Annotated in this window: 14 protein-coding genes and 1 pseudogene; 8 read left to right on the top strand and 7 right to left on the bottom strand. The window is 70.7% G+C overall.

Features of this window, described 5'->3' with window-relative positions:
• The first annotated feature begins 34 nt into the window (after window positions 1–34).
• The 3 genes and pseudogenes from ACN9M0_RS35215 (at window position 35) to ACN9M0_RS35205 (ending at window position 2,964) form a co-directional block, all read left to right on the top strand.
• Window positions 35–1,264: a chitosanase gene (locus tag ACN9M0_RS35215; RefSeq protein ID WP_426404898.1), complete on the top strand. Its 1,230-nt coding sequence runs from the start codon at window positions 35–37 to the stop codon at window positions 1,262–1,264.
• Between the two features lie 209 nt (window positions 1,265–1,473).
• A pseudogene (locus ACN9M0_RS35210) lies at window positions 1,474–2,256 on the top strand (Tat pathway signal sequence domain protein); the annotation flags it as partial.
• The gene (locus ACN9M0_RS35205) at window positions 2,239–2,964 is read left to right on the top strand and encodes a discoidin domain-containing protein (protein ID WP_366039365.1); all 726 of its coding nucleotides are present in this window, start codon (window positions 2,239–2,241) and stop codon (window positions 2,962–2,964) included. The pseudogene ACN9M0_RS35210 and the gene ACN9M0_RS35205, both read left to right, overlap by 18 nt.
• A 406-nt stretch (window positions 2,965–3,370) precedes the next feature.
• Here the strand turns inward: ACN9M0_RS35205 and ACN9M0_RS35200 are convergent, their stop codons facing one another.
• The 4 genes from ACN9M0_RS35200 to ACN9M0_RS35185 form a co-directional block, all read right to left on the bottom strand.
• Window positions 3,371–5,260, bottom strand: a complete 1,890-nt coding sequence (locus tag ACN9M0_RS35200) for an NAD-binding protein (RefSeq protein WP_426404897.1) — start codon at window positions 5,258–5,260, stop codon at window positions 3,371–3,373.
• Window positions 5,261–5,399: 139 nt separating this feature from the next.
• On the bottom strand, window positions 5,400–5,861 hold the full coding sequence (locus tag ACN9M0_RS35195) for a hypothetical protein (RefSeq protein WP_426404896.1): 462 nt from the start codon (window positions 5,859–5,861) through the stop codon (window positions 5,400–5,402).
• Window positions 5,862–6,143: 282 nt separating this feature from the next.
• The gene (locus ACN9M0_RS35190; RefSeq protein ID WP_426404895.1) at window positions 6,144–6,743 is read right to left on the bottom strand and encodes a hypothetical protein; all 600 of its coding nucleotides are present in this window, start codon (window positions 6,741–6,743) and stop codon (window positions 6,144–6,146) included.
• Window positions 6,744–6,907: 164 nt separating this feature from the next.
• A complete protein-coding gene (locus tag ACN9M0_RS35185) occupies window positions 6,908–7,441 on the bottom strand; it encodes a hypothetical protein (protein ID WP_426404894.1) in 534 nt (177 codons plus the stop codon).
• A gap of 686 nt (window positions 7,442–8,127) precedes the next feature.
• Between ACN9M0_RS35185 and ACN9M0_RS35180 the strand changes: the two genes are divergently transcribed.
• Window positions 8,128–8,331 carry a cold-shock protein gene (locus ACN9M0_RS35180; protein WP_356153383.1) on the top strand — a complete coding sequence of 68 codons (204 nt, stop codon included), beginning with the start codon at window positions 8,128–8,130 and terminating at the stop codon, window positions 8,329–8,331.
• Between the two features lie 293 nt (window positions 8,332–8,624).
• Here the strand turns inward: ACN9M0_RS35180 and ACN9M0_RS35175 are convergent, their stop codons facing one another.
• Window positions 8,625–9,440, bottom strand: coding sequence for a VOC family protein (locus ACN9M0_RS35175; RefSeq protein WP_426404893.1), 816 nt, complete (start codon window positions 9,438–9,440; stop codon window positions 8,625–8,627).
• Between the two features lie 157 nt (window positions 9,441–9,597).
• Window positions 9,598–10,209, bottom strand: coding sequence for a type III effector protein (locus ACN9M0_RS35170; RefSeq protein ID WP_426405371.1), 612 nt, complete (start codon window positions 10,207–10,209; stop codon window positions 9,598–9,600).
• A 239-nt stretch (window positions 10,210–10,448) separates the two neighbouring features.
• On the opposite strand from ACN9M0_RS35170, the gene ACN9M0_RS35165 reads away from it, so the two are divergent.
• The 3 genes from ACN9M0_RS35165 (at window position 10,449) to ACN9M0_RS35155 (ending at window position 12,149) form a co-directional block, all read left to right on the top strand.
• Window positions 10,449–10,883, top strand: a complete 435-nt coding sequence (locus tag ACN9M0_RS35165; protein ID WP_366039288.1) for an Hsp20/alpha crystallin family protein — start codon at window positions 10,449–10,451, stop codon at window positions 10,881–10,883.
• Window positions 10,884–10,988: 105 nt separating this feature from the next.
• Window positions 10,989–11,372, top strand: coding sequence for a DUF2267 domain-containing protein (locus ACN9M0_RS35160; RefSeq protein WP_366039286.1), 384 nt, complete (start codon window positions 10,989–10,991; stop codon window positions 11,370–11,372).
• Window positions 11,373–11,735: 363 nt separating this feature from the next.
• Window positions 11,736–12,149, top strand: a complete 414-nt coding sequence (locus ACN9M0_RS35155) for a DUF5133 domain-containing protein (protein ID WP_426404892.1) — start codon at window positions 11,736–11,738, stop codon at window positions 12,147–12,149.
• Between the two features lie 281 nt (window positions 12,150–12,430).
• Here the strand turns inward: ACN9M0_RS35155 and ACN9M0_RS35150 are convergent, their stop codons facing one another.
• Window positions 12,431–12,592, bottom strand: a complete 162-nt coding sequence (locus ACN9M0_RS35150) for a hypothetical protein (RefSeq protein ID WP_426404891.1) — start codon at window positions 12,590–12,592, stop codon at window positions 12,431–12,433.
• Window positions 12,593–12,937: 345 nt separating this feature from the next.
• On the opposite strand from ACN9M0_RS35150, the gene dnaK reads away from it, so the two are divergent.
• Window positions 12,938–14,791, top strand: coding sequence for a molecular chaperone DnaK (gene dnaK, locus ACN9M0_RS35145; protein WP_426404890.1), 1,854 nt, complete (start codon window positions 12,938–12,940; stop codon window positions 14,789–14,791).
• The last annotated feature ends 16 nt before the right edge of the window (window positions 14,792–14,807 follow it).

Below are 14,807 nucleotides of genomic sequence, written 5' to 3'. Positions count from 1 at the left end.
CCAGGCCTACTCCCTGAACAGAAAGGGCACAGTCATGCGCAGAAATACCTTGCTCTGGCAGGCGATCGCCGCGACCGCCCTCGCCGGCGGTCTGGCTGCCGGCTTCATCGGGCTCACACCCGCGTCCGCCGCCGGTACGAACCTCGCCCTCGGCAAGCCCGTCACGGCCTCCTCCGTGGAGGGCGTCGGCCTCGAGCCCGCCAAGGCCGTCGACGGCTCCACCTCCACTCGTTGGGCGAGCGCCGAAGGCGTCGACAACCAGTGGATCCGGATCGACCTGGGTTCGGTGACCGACGTCGGCCAGGTCGTGCTCAAGTGGGAGGCGGCGTACGCGAAGTCCTACCGCGTCGAGCTGTCCGACGACGGCTCCACCTGGCGGCAGGTCTACAGCACCACCACCGGCGACGGCGCCACCGACGACTTCGCCGTCAGCGGCTCCGGACGCTACCTGCGCGTCTACGGCACACAGCGCGGCACCGCGTACGGCTACTCCCTCTACGAGATCGGGGTCTACGGCGGCTCGACCACGACTCCCAGCCCCACCACACCCCCGCCGTCCGCCACCGCACCCCTGGACGACCCGTACAAGAAGGAGATCGCCATGAAACTGGTGTCCTCCTTCGAGAACTCTTCCCTGGACTGGCACGCGCAGTTCGCCTATATCGAGGACATCGATGACGGCCGTGGCTACACGGCGGGCATCATCGGCTTCTGCTCCGGCACCGGCGACATGCTCGACCTCGTCGAGCGCTACACCCAGAAGAAGCCCGGCAACCCGCTGGCCCCCTATCTGCCGGCGCTGCGCGAGGTCAACGGCACCGATTCGCACGACGGGTTGGGCACGTCCTTCGAGAATGCCTGGCGCACCGCCGCCCAGGACGCCGTCTTCCGCCAGACCCAGGAGGAGGAGCGCGACCGTGTCTACTTCAATCCGGCCGTCGGCCAGGCCAAGACGGACGGCCTGAAGACGCTCGGCCAGTTCGCCTACTACGACGCCGCTGTCATGCACGGCGAGGACGGCTTCCGCGCCATCCGCTCGCGGGCCGTCTCCCGGGCGAAGCCGCCGTCCCAGGGCGGGAACGAGGTCACGTTCCTGAACGCCTTCCTCGACGAGCGCGAGGCGGAGATGCGCAAGGAGGAGGCGCACAGCGACACCACACGGGTCAGCACCGCGCAGCGCAGGTTCCTCAACGAGGGCAACCTCTACCTCAACACCCCGCTGTACTGGAGCGTCTACGGGGAGTCCTTCTCCATCACCGCGTGACGGCGACGCGCACCTTCTTGTCCGCCCGGGGCGCCCTCCTCCGCCCCGGGCCGCCCACGGCGGCCCGGGGGCCCGGGGCCCGGCCCGCACAACCCGGCACGCCGGGGACCTGCGGCAAGCACGCCGCCGCGGCGGCCGCCGGACGGCGGCACCTGCTGACGTACCCGCGCGCGTGGCCCGTACCAGACGATCTCGTTGAAGGGTGACACATGACACGCCGGCGTTCGATGGCCGCTCTTCTGGCCGCACTGGCCCTGGGGCTGTTCGGTCCGGGCCTCCCCTCCACCTCCGCCGAAGCGGCTCCGACCTGGGCGCTCCGCTGGGCCCCTGATCCCGCCGTCCAGGGTCTCGGCGCCTTCGAGACCATCGAGGACGACCGCGCCGACTCGCACCCGGAGGGCGGGCCGCACATCAAGGTGGCCGGCGACGCCTACCGCTTCGACATGCACATGGTCGACAGAGACACCTCCACCGACCGGCAGCGCCACGAGGTCACCGGAAACCGGATCTCGTCCTCCTCCTCCCTCCAGTGGAAGCTCGGGGAGACCTGGCGGGTGACGTACTCGATGTACATCCCTGGTTCGCTGATGGCGACGACCAGCTTCACTCACATCATGCAGACCAAGCAGCCCGGTACGGGCTCCTCCCCGATCACCGTGACCTCGCTGCGCAGGGTCGACGGCGTGCAGACCATCGAACACAAGGTCATCGCCGGGGACGTCCTGGTCGGCCGTACCAACCTCGAACCGCTGCAGAACAAGTGGATCGACATCGAGTACGAGATGAAGATCGGCGACGGCACCGCCGGATCCGTCCGCTGGGTGGTCAAGAGCGCGGGCACCACGATCGTCGACGCGACCCGAACCGGCGTCGACACCTTCCTCGACGACCGCGTCCGCCCCAAGTGGGGTATCTACCGCTCCCTCGGCGACACCTCCGGCTCCCTGCACGACACCTACCTGCTGCTGCGGAACATGCGCGCGTATCAGCTCACCGCCGGCACGCCGGGAACCGACACCCAGGCACCGACGGTCCCGGACGGTCTGCGGACGGTCGGCACCACCGCCGGCAGCGTCTCACTGGTCTGGAACGCGGCCACCGACGACACCGGCGTGACCGGGTACGAGGTCTACCGCGGCACCGCCCTCGTCGGCTCGGTCACCGGCACCACCTACACCGACACCGGCCTCGCCGCCGCCACCGCCTACAGCTACACCGTCCGGGCCAAGGACGCCGCCGGCAACCGCTCCGCCCCCTCCACGGCCCTCTCCGTCACCACTGCCGCGGCGCCGGGCACCGAGACCCTGCTCTCCCAGGGCAGACCGGCCACCGCCTCCTCGACCGAGGGCACCGGCTACGAGCCCGGCAGGGCCGTCGACGGCCAGACCGGTACGCGCTGGGCATCCGCCGAGGGCATCGATCCCCAGTGGCTCGCCGTCGATCTCGGCACCACCGCAGCGCTCTCCCGAGTACGGCTCGACTGGGAGGTCGCGTACGCCTCCGCGTACAAGATCCAGTCGTCTGCCGACGGCACGTCCTGGACCGACCTCGCCACCGTCGCGAGCGGCGACGGCGGGACCGACGAACTGACCGTGAGCGGCAACGCCCGCTACGTGCGGATGTACGGCACCCAGCGGGGCACTCCGTACGGCTACTCGCTCTACGAACTCAAGATCTACGGCACCGCCGCCGCCTCGTAGCCGTCTCCCACCTCTACTCCTCCCCCTGCGGCGTCGGCCAGTTGGCAGGCCGGCATCGCATAGGCAGTGGGCGATCAGGTCGCCTACGGCGGAACCGGCCACCGCTGCCTGCAGGCCCAACCTCGCAGGTCGGCTGGGAACCGCGGACCGGCCCACCGCTTCCATCCCCTGGCCGGAGGTCACCGCCCCCGTCGGGCCGCATGGGAAGGGGACGGTCACGCCTCACCTGCCACAAGAGTGATCGCCACCGCGATGGTTCTCTGCAGCTGCTGGGTGCCGAACCCCGCCCTGTGCCTGCCGCTGCCCATCCGGGTCGTGCCCGGGTGGCTGGGCAGGACGTGGTAGCGGGGGCCGCACGGCCCGCAGCGGCGCGGGTCGACGGCCGTCCCTCCCCTGCCCGCGACGCTCAGGTCCTCCGCCCCGGAGGGTGCGGCCGCACCCCTGTCATCAGGAAGTCCAGCCCCCGCCGGGTCGTCGCCAGGACGACCCGGTCCGCCGCGCGCAGGACCCGCCCGTGCGGCGGGCGCCAGTCGAGGCCCTGCGGGTCGAGCCGCAGACCTGCGAGCGTGTCCATCGAGGACGAGGAGAACCGGGCGCCCGCGGCGCCGACGGCCAGGACGCGCCACTCGTTCTCACGGAACGCGTCGTGGATCGAGCGCCCCTCCAGCTCCGGGTGGCCGGCCACGTCGACCACCGTGAACAGCAGCGAGCCGCGCTCGACCGGCATCACCCCCAGCACGTGCCGGCCCATCATCGCCGCGGCGAAGGACGCGGCGGCCAACGCGGACACGCTCCGGCTGCGGGTCAGGGCGGCGGGGTACGAGGCACGCATCGTCCGGGAGACGGTGGCCGCGAAGTCGTCGTCGTACAGCCGCATCACCACCCGGATGCCCGGGTTGATCTCGCGGGCGGCCATGACGATGTCCAGGTTCTCGCTGTCCTCCCGGGTGAGGACGAGCAGGGACTTGCTCCGCCCGATGCGGGCCTGGTCGAGGACACCGGGCGCGGCGGCGTCCTCCAGGAGGAGGGGTATCCCGAGCTCGCGGGCGAGTGCGACCCCGCGGGCGCGGGGATCCCGCTCGACGGCCACGATCTTGTGATCGGTGGTGCCGAGGCGGGCCAGGACCCGTGTGCCGATCTTGCCGAGTCCGACCAGCACGATGTGGTCGCTCAGGTCCTTGGACGGCGGATGGTTCGCGGAAGCGGCGCGGAAGGCCTCCGTGGCGTGCATGGTGGCGGCCACGACCAGCGGGAGGATCGCGAGTCCGACGAAACCGGCGACAAGCTGCAGGATCCGGCGGGCCGGCTCCTCGTCGGTCGCCGGGTCCCCCATGGTGAAGATGTCGAGCAGCGGCAGGTACACGGCCTTCCACAGCGGGCCGTCCACGACGAGGGCCGTCACCACGGAGAGCAGGAGCACGATCGCGGCCAGCGCCCCGTAGACGGCGGTGACCTCCTTGGACACGAAGACCTTCCACGGCAGGTGGGTCAGATGCCCGAACAGCAGGTCCCGGTAGGCACGGGAGGCCCTCGGGGTCTCGGGGGCGTGGTGGTGGGTGACCTCTTCGAGCATGAGCCGGCCATGGGTGAACTGGCGGTGGTAGGCCGTGCGGGTGTCCGGCAGCAGCTGGGTGCCCTCCTCGCCGGGCGTCTCCGCACTGTCCTCGCTCGCCGGGTCGTCCTGGTGCGCCCCGGACAGCACGGCGAGGGTGGCCAGATCGGTCGGCCGGCCAGGGGCCCCGGCTGGGCGTACGACTCCTCGGAAGACCTTGCCCTCGACCTGGAGCGTGTGGCCCTGGCCGACGGCGGCGGCCGAGACCAGCTCCGGAACGGCGGTGTCGGCGTCGGAGAGGACGGTGGTGGAGGCGTCCAGGGACGCGTCGTCCGCGTGTCCCCCGACCTCGGCGGCCCGGTCGAGGAGCCGCTCCAGATGGCGCCCGCGTTCGCGGTGGTACATGCGGATGACCAGGCGTATGGACGGATTGATGCTGCGCGCGAGGAGCGCGGCGGTCATGTTGACCTGATCGTCTCCGTACGTCAGCGCGAGGGCGGCGGCCCGCTCGACACCGGCCGCACGCAGGGTCTGCTCGTCCGGCCTCGCCGACACCAGCAACTCGACCGGCGACCGCGGGTCACGGTGCAGGTCGGCGATCTCCGCCACGTACGCGTCGCGCCGCGAGGGCAGGACCACGGTCACCGTCTCGCCGCATACGGCGTCGAGTTCGATGGCGAGTCGGTGGGCGAGACCGTCGTCGCCGCAGATCACCATGTGCTGGGAGCGCTGCCCAAATGGCACGCGGAGATGGATGGTTGACGTCACATGAACCAAGATTGCCGATCGGGGTCCGCCCGGTTCCCTGTCGTACGGGAGTTCGGCGTCAGGGTTTCGTATGGATCGGGTTCCGGAGCGCGGAGAGTTGCGGTCGGGTGTCCGGTCAACGGAACTCGGCGAGGCGGGGGCGCAGACCGAGTACGACGAGGACGCCGGCGGCCAGCAATGCCCCGACCGCCCAGGGCAGCCTGTCGGCCTCGGCGTCCCGTCCGTCCCGTACCGCACGGTCGAACGCGGCCTGGTTGATGCCGGTCACGTCGTCCAGCGCCTTCATCCAGGCTCCGAAGTGGGCGTTGGACTTGTCCGGTTCCCAGCAGATGCAGAAGACGATCGCCTCTCGCTCCTTGCCTTGCGCGACCAACGACCGGATCGTGCGGTCGTCGCGCTGGTAGACGGAGTAGGTCTCGACCGTCCGTTCGGCGGCGGTCCGTTCGCCCGTGAAGGTGATGTTGTCCAGCTCCCGGCCGAACTCGCCCGTGAAGACCCGGTCCTCGTCGTCGGCCCGGTATCGCGCCCAGGTCGCGCCGAGTTTCGCGTCGTACGACGAGAGGTACGCGCCCTTCACTCCGTACAGCTGCTGCGACTTGGCGAGGAAGCTCTGCTCGTAGGCGGAGCGCCGGGTCGGGTCGAGGAGGTAGCGACTCTCGTCGGCGTTCGCGTCGTACGCGAGGGCGCGGGCGCGGGAGAGGGCGGCGACCGAGTCGAAGGCGTCCCGTCGGGCGATCTCGAACTGCCCGGCGGAGGCGGTGAGCAGGTGAAGGCCGAGGACGAGGGCGGTGAGGCCGCAGGCCGTCGCGGCCAGCAGGGCCGGGTTGAGGATGCGGTGGAAGCGGCGGGCGAGGTACCGCTACAGCAGGACGAGCAGGGCTGCCAGCACGAGACCGACCGCCGCGAGGACCACGGACTGCGTGGCGAGGTCGGAGCGTTCGGCGACGTACGTGATCTCGAAGGCGTGATCGTTGACCTCGACCAGACCGCGGGCCTCCGGAAGCAGGCGAGCGGCAAGGAGATCGGTCGCGTCGCGGTAGTCGGCACGCGCGTCCGTCTTGCCGCCGGCACGGTCGTCGTTCTCCAACGCCCGCCCCAGCAGCTCCTGGTACCGGGCGAAGTCCTCGGTGAGGGTCTCCACTGCGCGCTCGTCCTTCGCGTCGCCCTCCGCTGCGACGGCGAGCGTGCGCAGTTCCCCGCTGATGGTGTGCCGTGCCTGCTCGTAGAACTCGAAGGCCTTCGCGTACGGGACGCCCATACGCCCTCGGCCCGCGTCCCCGCTGGAGAGCAGGATGCTGGCGGCCTGCGCGTCCATGTCGTTGAGGGCGAGGTTGAGCCCGGCGGCGCTGACCGTCTGCGGGGCGTGACGCTCGGCCGTACTGTCCCGGGTGCGGGACGCGGCGAGCGCGGCGACCAGGAGCAGGGCGACGCAGGCGGCGACGAGCAGGAGCACCGTCATGCGCAACAGACGTAACCGCGCGGGCAGAGTGTCCCAGTGGCGGCGGCGCAACGTTCCCGCCGTATCGACGGTACGCCGCCGCAGACGGTGGAGACCGCCCGGCCCGTGCCCCCGGCCGGCACTTCGGGTGCCGGCCGGGGTCCCTTTCGCGAACCGCCCGGCGGTCAGCGGTCCGGGTTGATGCCGTTCGAGACGGACTTCACGCGGGCGACCTGGACCTTCGCCGCATACTCCACGTTGCCGAGCTCGGCGTCGCTCGCGTGAAGGTGCGCCACGACGGCGCCCATGCGCATGACGACCTCGAAGGAGTCGCCGTCCTGCATCGCCTCGGTCTCGTCCGCGCCGGCGTCCACCGACACCGGCTTCGCCGGCTCGCCGTACTCCGCGCTCTCCTTGCGCTCGTGCTCCGCCAGGTCCTTCATCGTCGTGGACGCGTCCTTCGCCGTGGCGAAGGTGAAGAGGGTGAACTCCACCCGCGCCTCGTCCGCGGAGCCCCGGGCCTCCATGTCCCTGTTCCCGATCGCCTGGACCCCGGCACACGGCGACTTCGTCAACTCGGAGCAGCCCTTGACCACATCGTCGCCCTGGACCACGACGGGATCACCGCCGACCATGACGTCGCCGATGCTGCCGTCGGACGGGAGCGCGGAGTACAGGCCCGTCGCGTCCACCCAGACCGGCGGAAAGTGCGGCGTCACGCCCTCGCCGTCGGCGGGTGCCGATGCCCCTCCACCGCCCTTGGCGGACGGCTTTGCCGTCGCCCCTCCCGCGGTCGGGCTGCTCTTCGCCGCGCCTTCCGCCGGGGTGCTCCCGTCCTTGCACCCGGTCAGGGCAAGTGCCATTACCGCCGCGACGGCGGCCCCCCGTATTACAGCCTTCACCCGGACTCCTCCGATGCCCTGATCACGCCCGGAGACGACCGGACCATGATCGAACTCATTGACATGCACACCCAACCCCATCGGTCGGCGACCGGCAAAATTCGACGGCAGCTTCACGCTGTCGCGGAACCGCGCAACAGCGACCTTGTCCGCTCCCCACGCTCTCGGTACCCAGGACCTACACCGCGATCGCGGCCTCCACGCCGAACGCGTCCCTGACCGGGACGAGCCGGAGGCGGAGACGAGGGATGGGTTGAGCGCTCGCGGACAGACAGCACTCCCATCGCGCCCGTGCACCGGCCGCAAGGCCGTAGCGCTTCCGTCCGCCCTTTGCGAAGGCCGGCGTCTGGGACGACCGTCCGTAGAGCCGTAACCGGTGACGGTGACCCTCCGGCCGGCCACCGCGTTTCTCCTTCTCATCGCGCGGGTGGGGAGCGATGATCGAGCCTGCGGCCGTGTGGCACGGTGCCACGCAGGCCGCTTCTGGAAGAGGGAGATTCGATATGGCCACCGGCACGGTGAAGTGGTTCAACGCGGAGAAGGGGTTCGGTTTCATCGAGCAGGACGGCGGTGGTCCGGACGTGTTCGTCCATTACTCGGCGATCGCCGGCGGAGGCTTCCGGGAGCTGCAAGAGGGCCAGAAGGTCCGTTTCGATGTCACGCAGGGGCAGAAGGGGCCGCAGGCCGAGAACGTCACACCGGCCTGAGCACCACACCACGGAGCCGGCCGGTCAGGCGGTCCTGACGGCGTGGGTGAGGGGTTCGATGTCTCCGCACCGGGCGGCGCGCAGCGCGGCGGCCAGTTCGCGGGCCCGGTCCTCGGTCGCCACGTCGTAGAGCACGAAGTAGACCGGCCCGGCGGGTGAGTCCGGGCCGGATCTCGCGGGTGCGGATCAGGTGGATGACTGCGTCTACTTGAAGGCGGCGTCGACGCCGGTGGCGTCGGGGACCTGGTCGGGGGGGGCAGGGCCGTGGCAGGGGCTGCATGGGCGGCATCGTGTCAGCCGGGACCCGGCAGCGCGGGTGTTGGCGCGCTCGGCGTGCGGTCGAGGGTGAACAGTCCGCCGTCGGGGTCCCGAAGGGTCACCTGGCGTCCGTCGCCCCATTCGGGGCCGGTGACCGTGCTGCCGCCGTTCTCCAGAGCCCGAGCGACGGCCACGTCCAGGTCCGGGACCTTGAAGTGGACCAGCCAGCGCGGCCGGAACTGCGGTTTCGGCGCGGCTTCCTCGACCGGGCCGCTGTTCAGCCGGGCGACGGGAAGCCCGTCGCGCCGGAGCACCACCTGGTCCTCCTCGTACGACGTGTCACAGCATCCGCCGCTGCCGCCCTCGCCCCAGCCCAGCACCTCGCCGTAGAAGATCGCCGCGTCGAACGCGTTCCTCGTATGGAGCTCGATCCATGCGGGCGACCGCTCCGCACCCGTACTCCACTCGGCCAGTACGTCTCCGTCCCAGACGCCGAACACGGCGCCCTCCCGGTCGGCCACCAGGGCCGCCCGACCGCCGGCCGGGTACGCGACGGGTCCCACGCCGACCGTGCCGCCCCTTTCACGCACGCGCGCGGCCGCACCGTCCGCCTCGTCGACGGCGAAGAACGGCGTCCACGCCACCGGCACGGCGAACTCACCGGCGACCGCTCCGATGCCGGCCACGGGCACACCGTCGACCTCGGCCACCGAGAAGGCCCGGCCGAACCGGCCCTGCCGGAACGACCAGCCCAGGACCGCTCCGTAGAAGCGCTCCGCAGCCTGACGATCGCGGGTCGCCAGGCTCAACCAGCAGGGAGCGCCGATCACATCCGCTGCCACGAGAACCACGGGACTCACTCCTCCGTTCCTTTCCGGCGTACAGCATGGCCGCAGGCCTCTCCGACGGGGGCATGGCCGCAGGCTTCTCCGCGCGAATGCCCTCGTCCCCGCCCGCCATGCGACCGGCCGCGGTCGACGCGCCCGGCCGTCTCAGGCAGCCGTGCCGTCAGGGCGTGCCGCGCTGGGCCGTACTGTCCCGGCGCAGCCGGTCGGTCTGGTGGACGAGGTGGTCGACGCCCTCGGCCAGGTCGGGGCGGGCGGCCCGCAGGTGATCGCTCACGCCCACCAAGGGGTCGACGAGCGCGGCGGCGTCGTTGTCGGCGAGGGCGCGGTTCAGCTCGGCGAAGGATGCGCGGGCCGCGTCGGGGAGATCGGTGAGGGCGGCGATCTGTCCGGCGAGTCGGCGCAGGTCGGCCGCGTGGTCGCGGGCCCAGGTGGTGACGGCCCGGTCGGCGGCGCGCCGGTCGCGGGTCGCCTGGACGCGCTGCTCGGCGGTGCTGCCGTGGGCACCGGGCCGGAGTCTGAGGTAGCGCCGCTCGGCGGCCTGACGGCTGGCGACGCCGAGAGGGTGGGCGAGATCGGCCCAGCTGGCCCCGGCCGCCCTCGCCACCTCGATCAGCGCCGACTCCCAGCTCCCGAGCTCGTCGCGTACCTCCCGCAGCAGGAGCAGCGACGCCAGCGCCTGCTCAGGGCTCCGCTCCTCGCCCTGCCCGGCGGGCGCGGATTCCTCCGGGTCACCGGTACGAGCGGCACGGAGGGCCGTGCTGATGGTGTCCAGTGCCGCCTCGGCGGCGAGGGAGGAACGAGGGCCTGTCCGTCGGTCACCGGACGGCCCGTCCGAGGGCTCCGGCCCGCTCGGACGGACACTCTCCCGGCTCCGGTCGCTCACGGCCACACCCCTTCTCCCAAAGGGTCATCTTTCGGACGACTTATCTGTTGTCATCATTTGGATGACATGTTACAACGGTGTCAGGTGAAGCGCATTGGCTCTGTTGCCTGAACTGGAGGTGTTTCGCGATGTTGATGCGCACCGACCCGTTCCGTGAGCTGGACCGGCTCGCCCAGCAGCTCCTGACGCCGGGCACCTGGTCGAGGCCCTCCGCAATGCCGATCGACGCCTACCGGAAGGGTGACGAGTACGTCGTCGCCTTCGACCTCCCCGGTGTCTCCTCGGACGCGATCGACATCGACGTGGAACGGAACATGCTGACCGTGAAGGCGGAGAGGCGCCCCGCGGCCGACACGAACGCCGACGACGTCCAGATGGAGCTCTCCGAGCGCCCGCTGGGTGTCTTCTCCCGCCAGATCATGCTGGCCGACACACTCGACACGGAGCGCATCGCCGCCGATTACGACGCGGGCGTCCTGACCCTGCGCATCCCGATCGCCGAGCGTGCCAAGCCCCGCAGGATCAGCATCGGCACGACCGAGCACAAGGAGATCAGCGGCTGACGTGAGCCGCCCGGCCGGATGGGCGACGGAGGACCAGGGGGCGCTCAACTCCCCTTCCCGGCCCCTGTCCTCCGCCCGCCCGTCCCTCACGAGGAGATCGCAGCGATGCACAAGGACGTGTTCCTCACGGAGGTCCAGGAACGCGGAGAGTACGCCACCACGCACGAGGCCGACCGCGCGGCCCGCGTCGTCCTCGCGCTGCTCGGCGCGCACCTGGTCGGCAACGAGCGGGCCGAGCTCGCCGCCCGCCTCCCGGACGCCTACGCGTTGATCCTGCTCAATCCGTTGCAGTCCGCGGAACCGCTCCCTCCCGAGCGCTTCGTGCGGGCGACCGCCGCGTGGATCGAGGGAGCCACCGACGAGACCGCCCGCTGGGATGTCAGCGCCGTCCTCAGCACGGCCGCGGACGCCGCCGGCCAGGAGCTCACGCACCGCATCCTGACGCAGCTCCCACCGGGCTACGACGAGCTGTTCGGACGCCCCGTCTGAAGATCACCGACCGGTACGGGATCCCCCTGCTCGCTGCGGAGACACACGTCCCGCCGGACCCTTCGGGTCCGCCCACGGAGGAGCAAGCCGAGTACGACGACACGAGGCTGTACGGCCCTGGTGGTGGCCCTGCCGGCCAGAAGCCCGGGTGGTGGACGTCGCATAGGCCCAGGAAGATGGGCATACCTCTCGTACTCCTGCTGTCGTGCGTGCGCCCGGCCAGAGACGAAGGGACGACACATGGCGATGCCTCCCGCGACGGAACCATCCGAACCCTCCGGGCTCGAACCGTCACCGGCCTCTGAAGCCGCCATACGCGGGCCAGGTGCCTTCGACGCTCCCGCGGACGGGGTGGCGGTCGGCATGCTGATGGCCCTGACACCATGCGCCTCCCATGCGGCCCGCGACATCCTGGCCGCCGCCGCCCATGCCGCCGGCGTCACCACAGCCGGCATGGCCCTCGCGTACGCGGACAGCGCACGCGGCGTTCCTCTGCCCACCGCGATCGAACGCGCACTGCGGAACGCGGTGGCAGCCGCCCGCTCCCCTTCTCGCAGCGCGCCGTGTGGCCTGCTGCCCGGCACCGACCGAACGGCAGACGCCCTGACGCGACTGCGCGAGTACCAGACGCGGCTCCGTCGGTCTCCAGGCGACGCGGCGCTCCGCCGAGCCATGGACGACGTCGCCTACACGCTGTGCGTCCTGATGGCCAGGCGCACCCTGCACGAGGCCGTCACAGCAGCCGAACTGCGTCTGTCGCTGCCTCCGAGCACCTAGCGGCGCCGGGAGCCAGGCAGTCCGCGCAGCACGACGCACCCTCATGCTCACCAGCGGGCGGAGAACAGCTCACCCATTCCAGGCGACCCGGGGCTGCGCTCACCTGCCCGTCACCGTGCGCACCGGTCTCGACGGAGGTCACCCCAGGCGTCGGCGACGCCGTACCCAGCCGGCGCACGAGGCCGGATTCCACGCGGGTTCTCAGGAGGTCGGGAGAGCAGCGAGAGGCGCACCCGCCAGCAGATTACGGGTGCGCCTCCAGAGATGAACCGTGGACCTGCTCAGCCTTCGCTGTAGACCGGCCCGGTCTCGTCCCGTTCCGCCGGGGCGGCCCCAGGGCCGCGAGCCGGACGCGTCTCCTGGGCATTCATACGCTTGTTGCCCTTGGGCGCCATCTTGGCCTGACGGCTGGCCCTGTCCTTCGGCGAAGTCTTCTTGGCCACAGTCGCTCACTCCTCGTGAGTATGGGGGGTTGGACACCGACAACCGTGACATCGACGAGCACGGAATGCATGTCGATCAGTTACACACAGTAATGCCGGCGCGTACGCCTGACGCCTGCCGGCTCCCGACCGGATGGCCGTGCGGGCGACCCGGGCGCCGAAACCGTCAGGCTCGCGGGGCCCCAGGAAGCCGTGGCGATCGGGTGCCCCGTCCCGACGCGTGCGCCGGCCGCGATCTGGTCCTTCCTGGGGAACGGGGAGAAGGACGCATGGCCGAGAAGGACGCATGGCCGCGCGTGGGTGGGGCAGTCGCTGGGGCAGGTCTACGGATGGCGGGAGGCCGCCATGGCTCGGTCGGTCGGTATTGATCTGGGGACGACGAATTCGGTGGTTTCCGTCCTGGAGGGCGGCGAGGCGACCGTCATCGCGAACGCGGAGGGTGCGCGGACCACACCGTCCGTGGTCGCTTTCGCCAAGAGCGGGGACGTGCTCGTCGGCGAGCTGGCGAAGCGGCAGGCGGTGACGAACGTGGACCGCACCATACGGTCGGTCAAGCGGCACATGGGCGAGACAAGTTGGCGTTTCCCGTCGAGCGGCGACGTGGACGGTCGGCGCTTCACGGCGCAGGAGATCTCGGCGCGGGTGCTGCAGAAGCTGAAGCGCGACGCCGAGGCGTACCTGGGCGAGGACGTCTCGGACGCGGTGGTCACCACCCCGGCGTACTTCGACGACGCGCAGCGCACGGCCACGAAGGAAGCCGGTGAGATCGCGGGTCTGAAGGTGCTGCGGATCGTGAACGAGCCGACCGCGGCAGCGCTGGCCTACGGGCTGGACAAGGAGAACGACCAGACGGTCCTGGTCTTCGACCTCGGTGGCGGCACCTTCGACGTGTCCCTGCTGGAGATCGGCGACGGCGTCGTCGAGGTGAAGGCCACCAACGGTGACACGCATCTCGGTGGTGACGACTGGGACCAGCGTGTCGTGGACCATCTGGTCACGCGGTTCAAGAACGGGTACGGCGTCGATCTCTCGAAGGACCGGATGGCGGTGCAGCGGCTGCGCGAGGCCGCGGAGAAGGCGAAGATCGAGCTGTCGTCGGCGACGGAGACCACGATCAACCTGCCCTACGTCACGGCCTCCGCCGAGGGCCCGCTGCACCTGGAGGAGAAGCTCACCCGGGCGCAGTTCGAGAAAATGACGGAAGACCTGCTGGAGCGCTGCAAGGCCCCGTTCCACCAGGCGGTGAACGACGCGGGCATCGACGTCGCCGGCGTCGACCACGTGATCCTGGTCGGCGGTTCGACCCGGATGCCCGCGGTGACCGAGCTGGTCAGGTCCCTCACCGGCAAGGATCCGCACAAGGGCGTGAACCCGGACGAGGTCGTCGCCATCGGCGCCGCGCTCCAGGCCGGTGTCCTCAAGGGTGAGGTCAAGGACGTCCTGCTCCTCGACGTGACCCCGCTGTCCCTCGGCATCGAGACCAAGGGCGGCATCATGACCAAGCTGATCGAGCGCAACACCACGATCCCGACCAAGCGGTCCGAGATCTTCACGACGGCCGAGGACAACCAGCCCTCGGTGACGATCCAGGTCTACCAGGGCGAGCGCGAGATCGCGGCGTACAACAAGAAGCTCGGCATGTTCGAGCTGACCGGTCTGCCGCCGGCCCCGCGTGCTGTCCCGCAGATCGAGGTCGCCTTCGACATCGACGCCAACGGCATCATGCACGTGACCGCGAAGGACCTGGGCACGGGCAAGGAGCAGAAGATGACCGTCACCGGCGGCTCCTCGCTGCCGAAGGACGAGGTCGACCGGATGCGCCAGGAGGCCGAGCAGTACGCGGACGAGGACCACCGTCGCCGCGAGGCCGCCGAGTCCCGCAACCAGGGCGAGCAGCTCGTCTACCAGACGGAGAAGTTCCTCAAGGACAACGAGGACAAGGTCCCCGGTGACGTCAAGGCCGAGGTCGAGGCCGCGCTCGTCGAGCTGAAGGACAAGCTCAAGGGCGAGGACACCGCCGAGATCCGCACCGCCACCGAGAAGGTCGCGGCCGTCTCGCAGAAGCTCGGCCAGGCGATGTACGCCGACGCCCAGGGCGCCCAGGCGGCCGGCGGCGACGCCGGTCAGGCCAAGGCCGAGGACGACGTCGTCGACGCCGAGATCGTCGACGAGGACAAGCCGCCCAAGGAGCGCGACTGACAGCGCACACCCCACG

Origin of the sequence: Streptomyces sp. R-07 (assembly GCF_049913175.1) — a bacterium.
Classification (GTDB): Bacteria; Actinomycetota; Actinomycetes; order Streptomycetales; family Streptomycetaceae; genus Streptomyces.
The sequence above is the reverse complement of the archived record's forward strand: the minus strand, read 5'-3'. Positions and strand labels throughout refer to the sequence as shown.

Bases quoted from the DNA above. Each gene is read 5' to 3' on its own strand.
- ACN9M0_RS35215 (WP_426404898.1), top strand. From the start codon at position 35: ATGCGCAGAAATACCTTGCTCTGGCAGGCGATCGCCGCGACCGCCCTC.
- ACN9M0_RS35205 (WP_366039365.1), top strand. From the start codon at position 2,239: ATGCGCGCGTATCAGCTCACCGCCGGCACGCCGGGAACCGACACCCAG.
- ACN9M0_RS35190 (WP_426404895.1), bottom strand. From the start codon at position 6,743: ATGACGGTGCTCCTGCTCGTCGCCGCCTGCGTCGCCCTGCTCCTGGTC.
- ACN9M0_RS35180 (WP_356153383.1), top strand. From the start codon at position 8,128: ATGGCCACCGGCACGGTGAAGTGGTTCAACGCGGAGAAGGGGTTCGGT.
- ACN9M0_RS35165 (WP_366039288.1), top strand. From the start codon at position 10,449: ATGTTGATGCGCACCGACCCGTTCCGTGAGCTGGACCGGCTCGCCCAG.
- ACN9M0_RS35160 (WP_366039286.1), top strand. From the start codon at position 10,989: ATGCACAAGGACGTGTTCCTCACGGAGGTCCAGGAACGCGGAGAGTAC.
- ACN9M0_RS35155 (WP_426404892.1), top strand. From the start codon at position 11,736: ATGCTGATGGCCCTGACACCATGCGCCTCCCATGCGGCCCGCGACATC.
- dnaK (WP_426404890.1), top strand. From the start codon at position 12,938: ATGGCTCGGTCGGTCGGTATTGATCTGGGGACGACGAATTCGGTGGTT.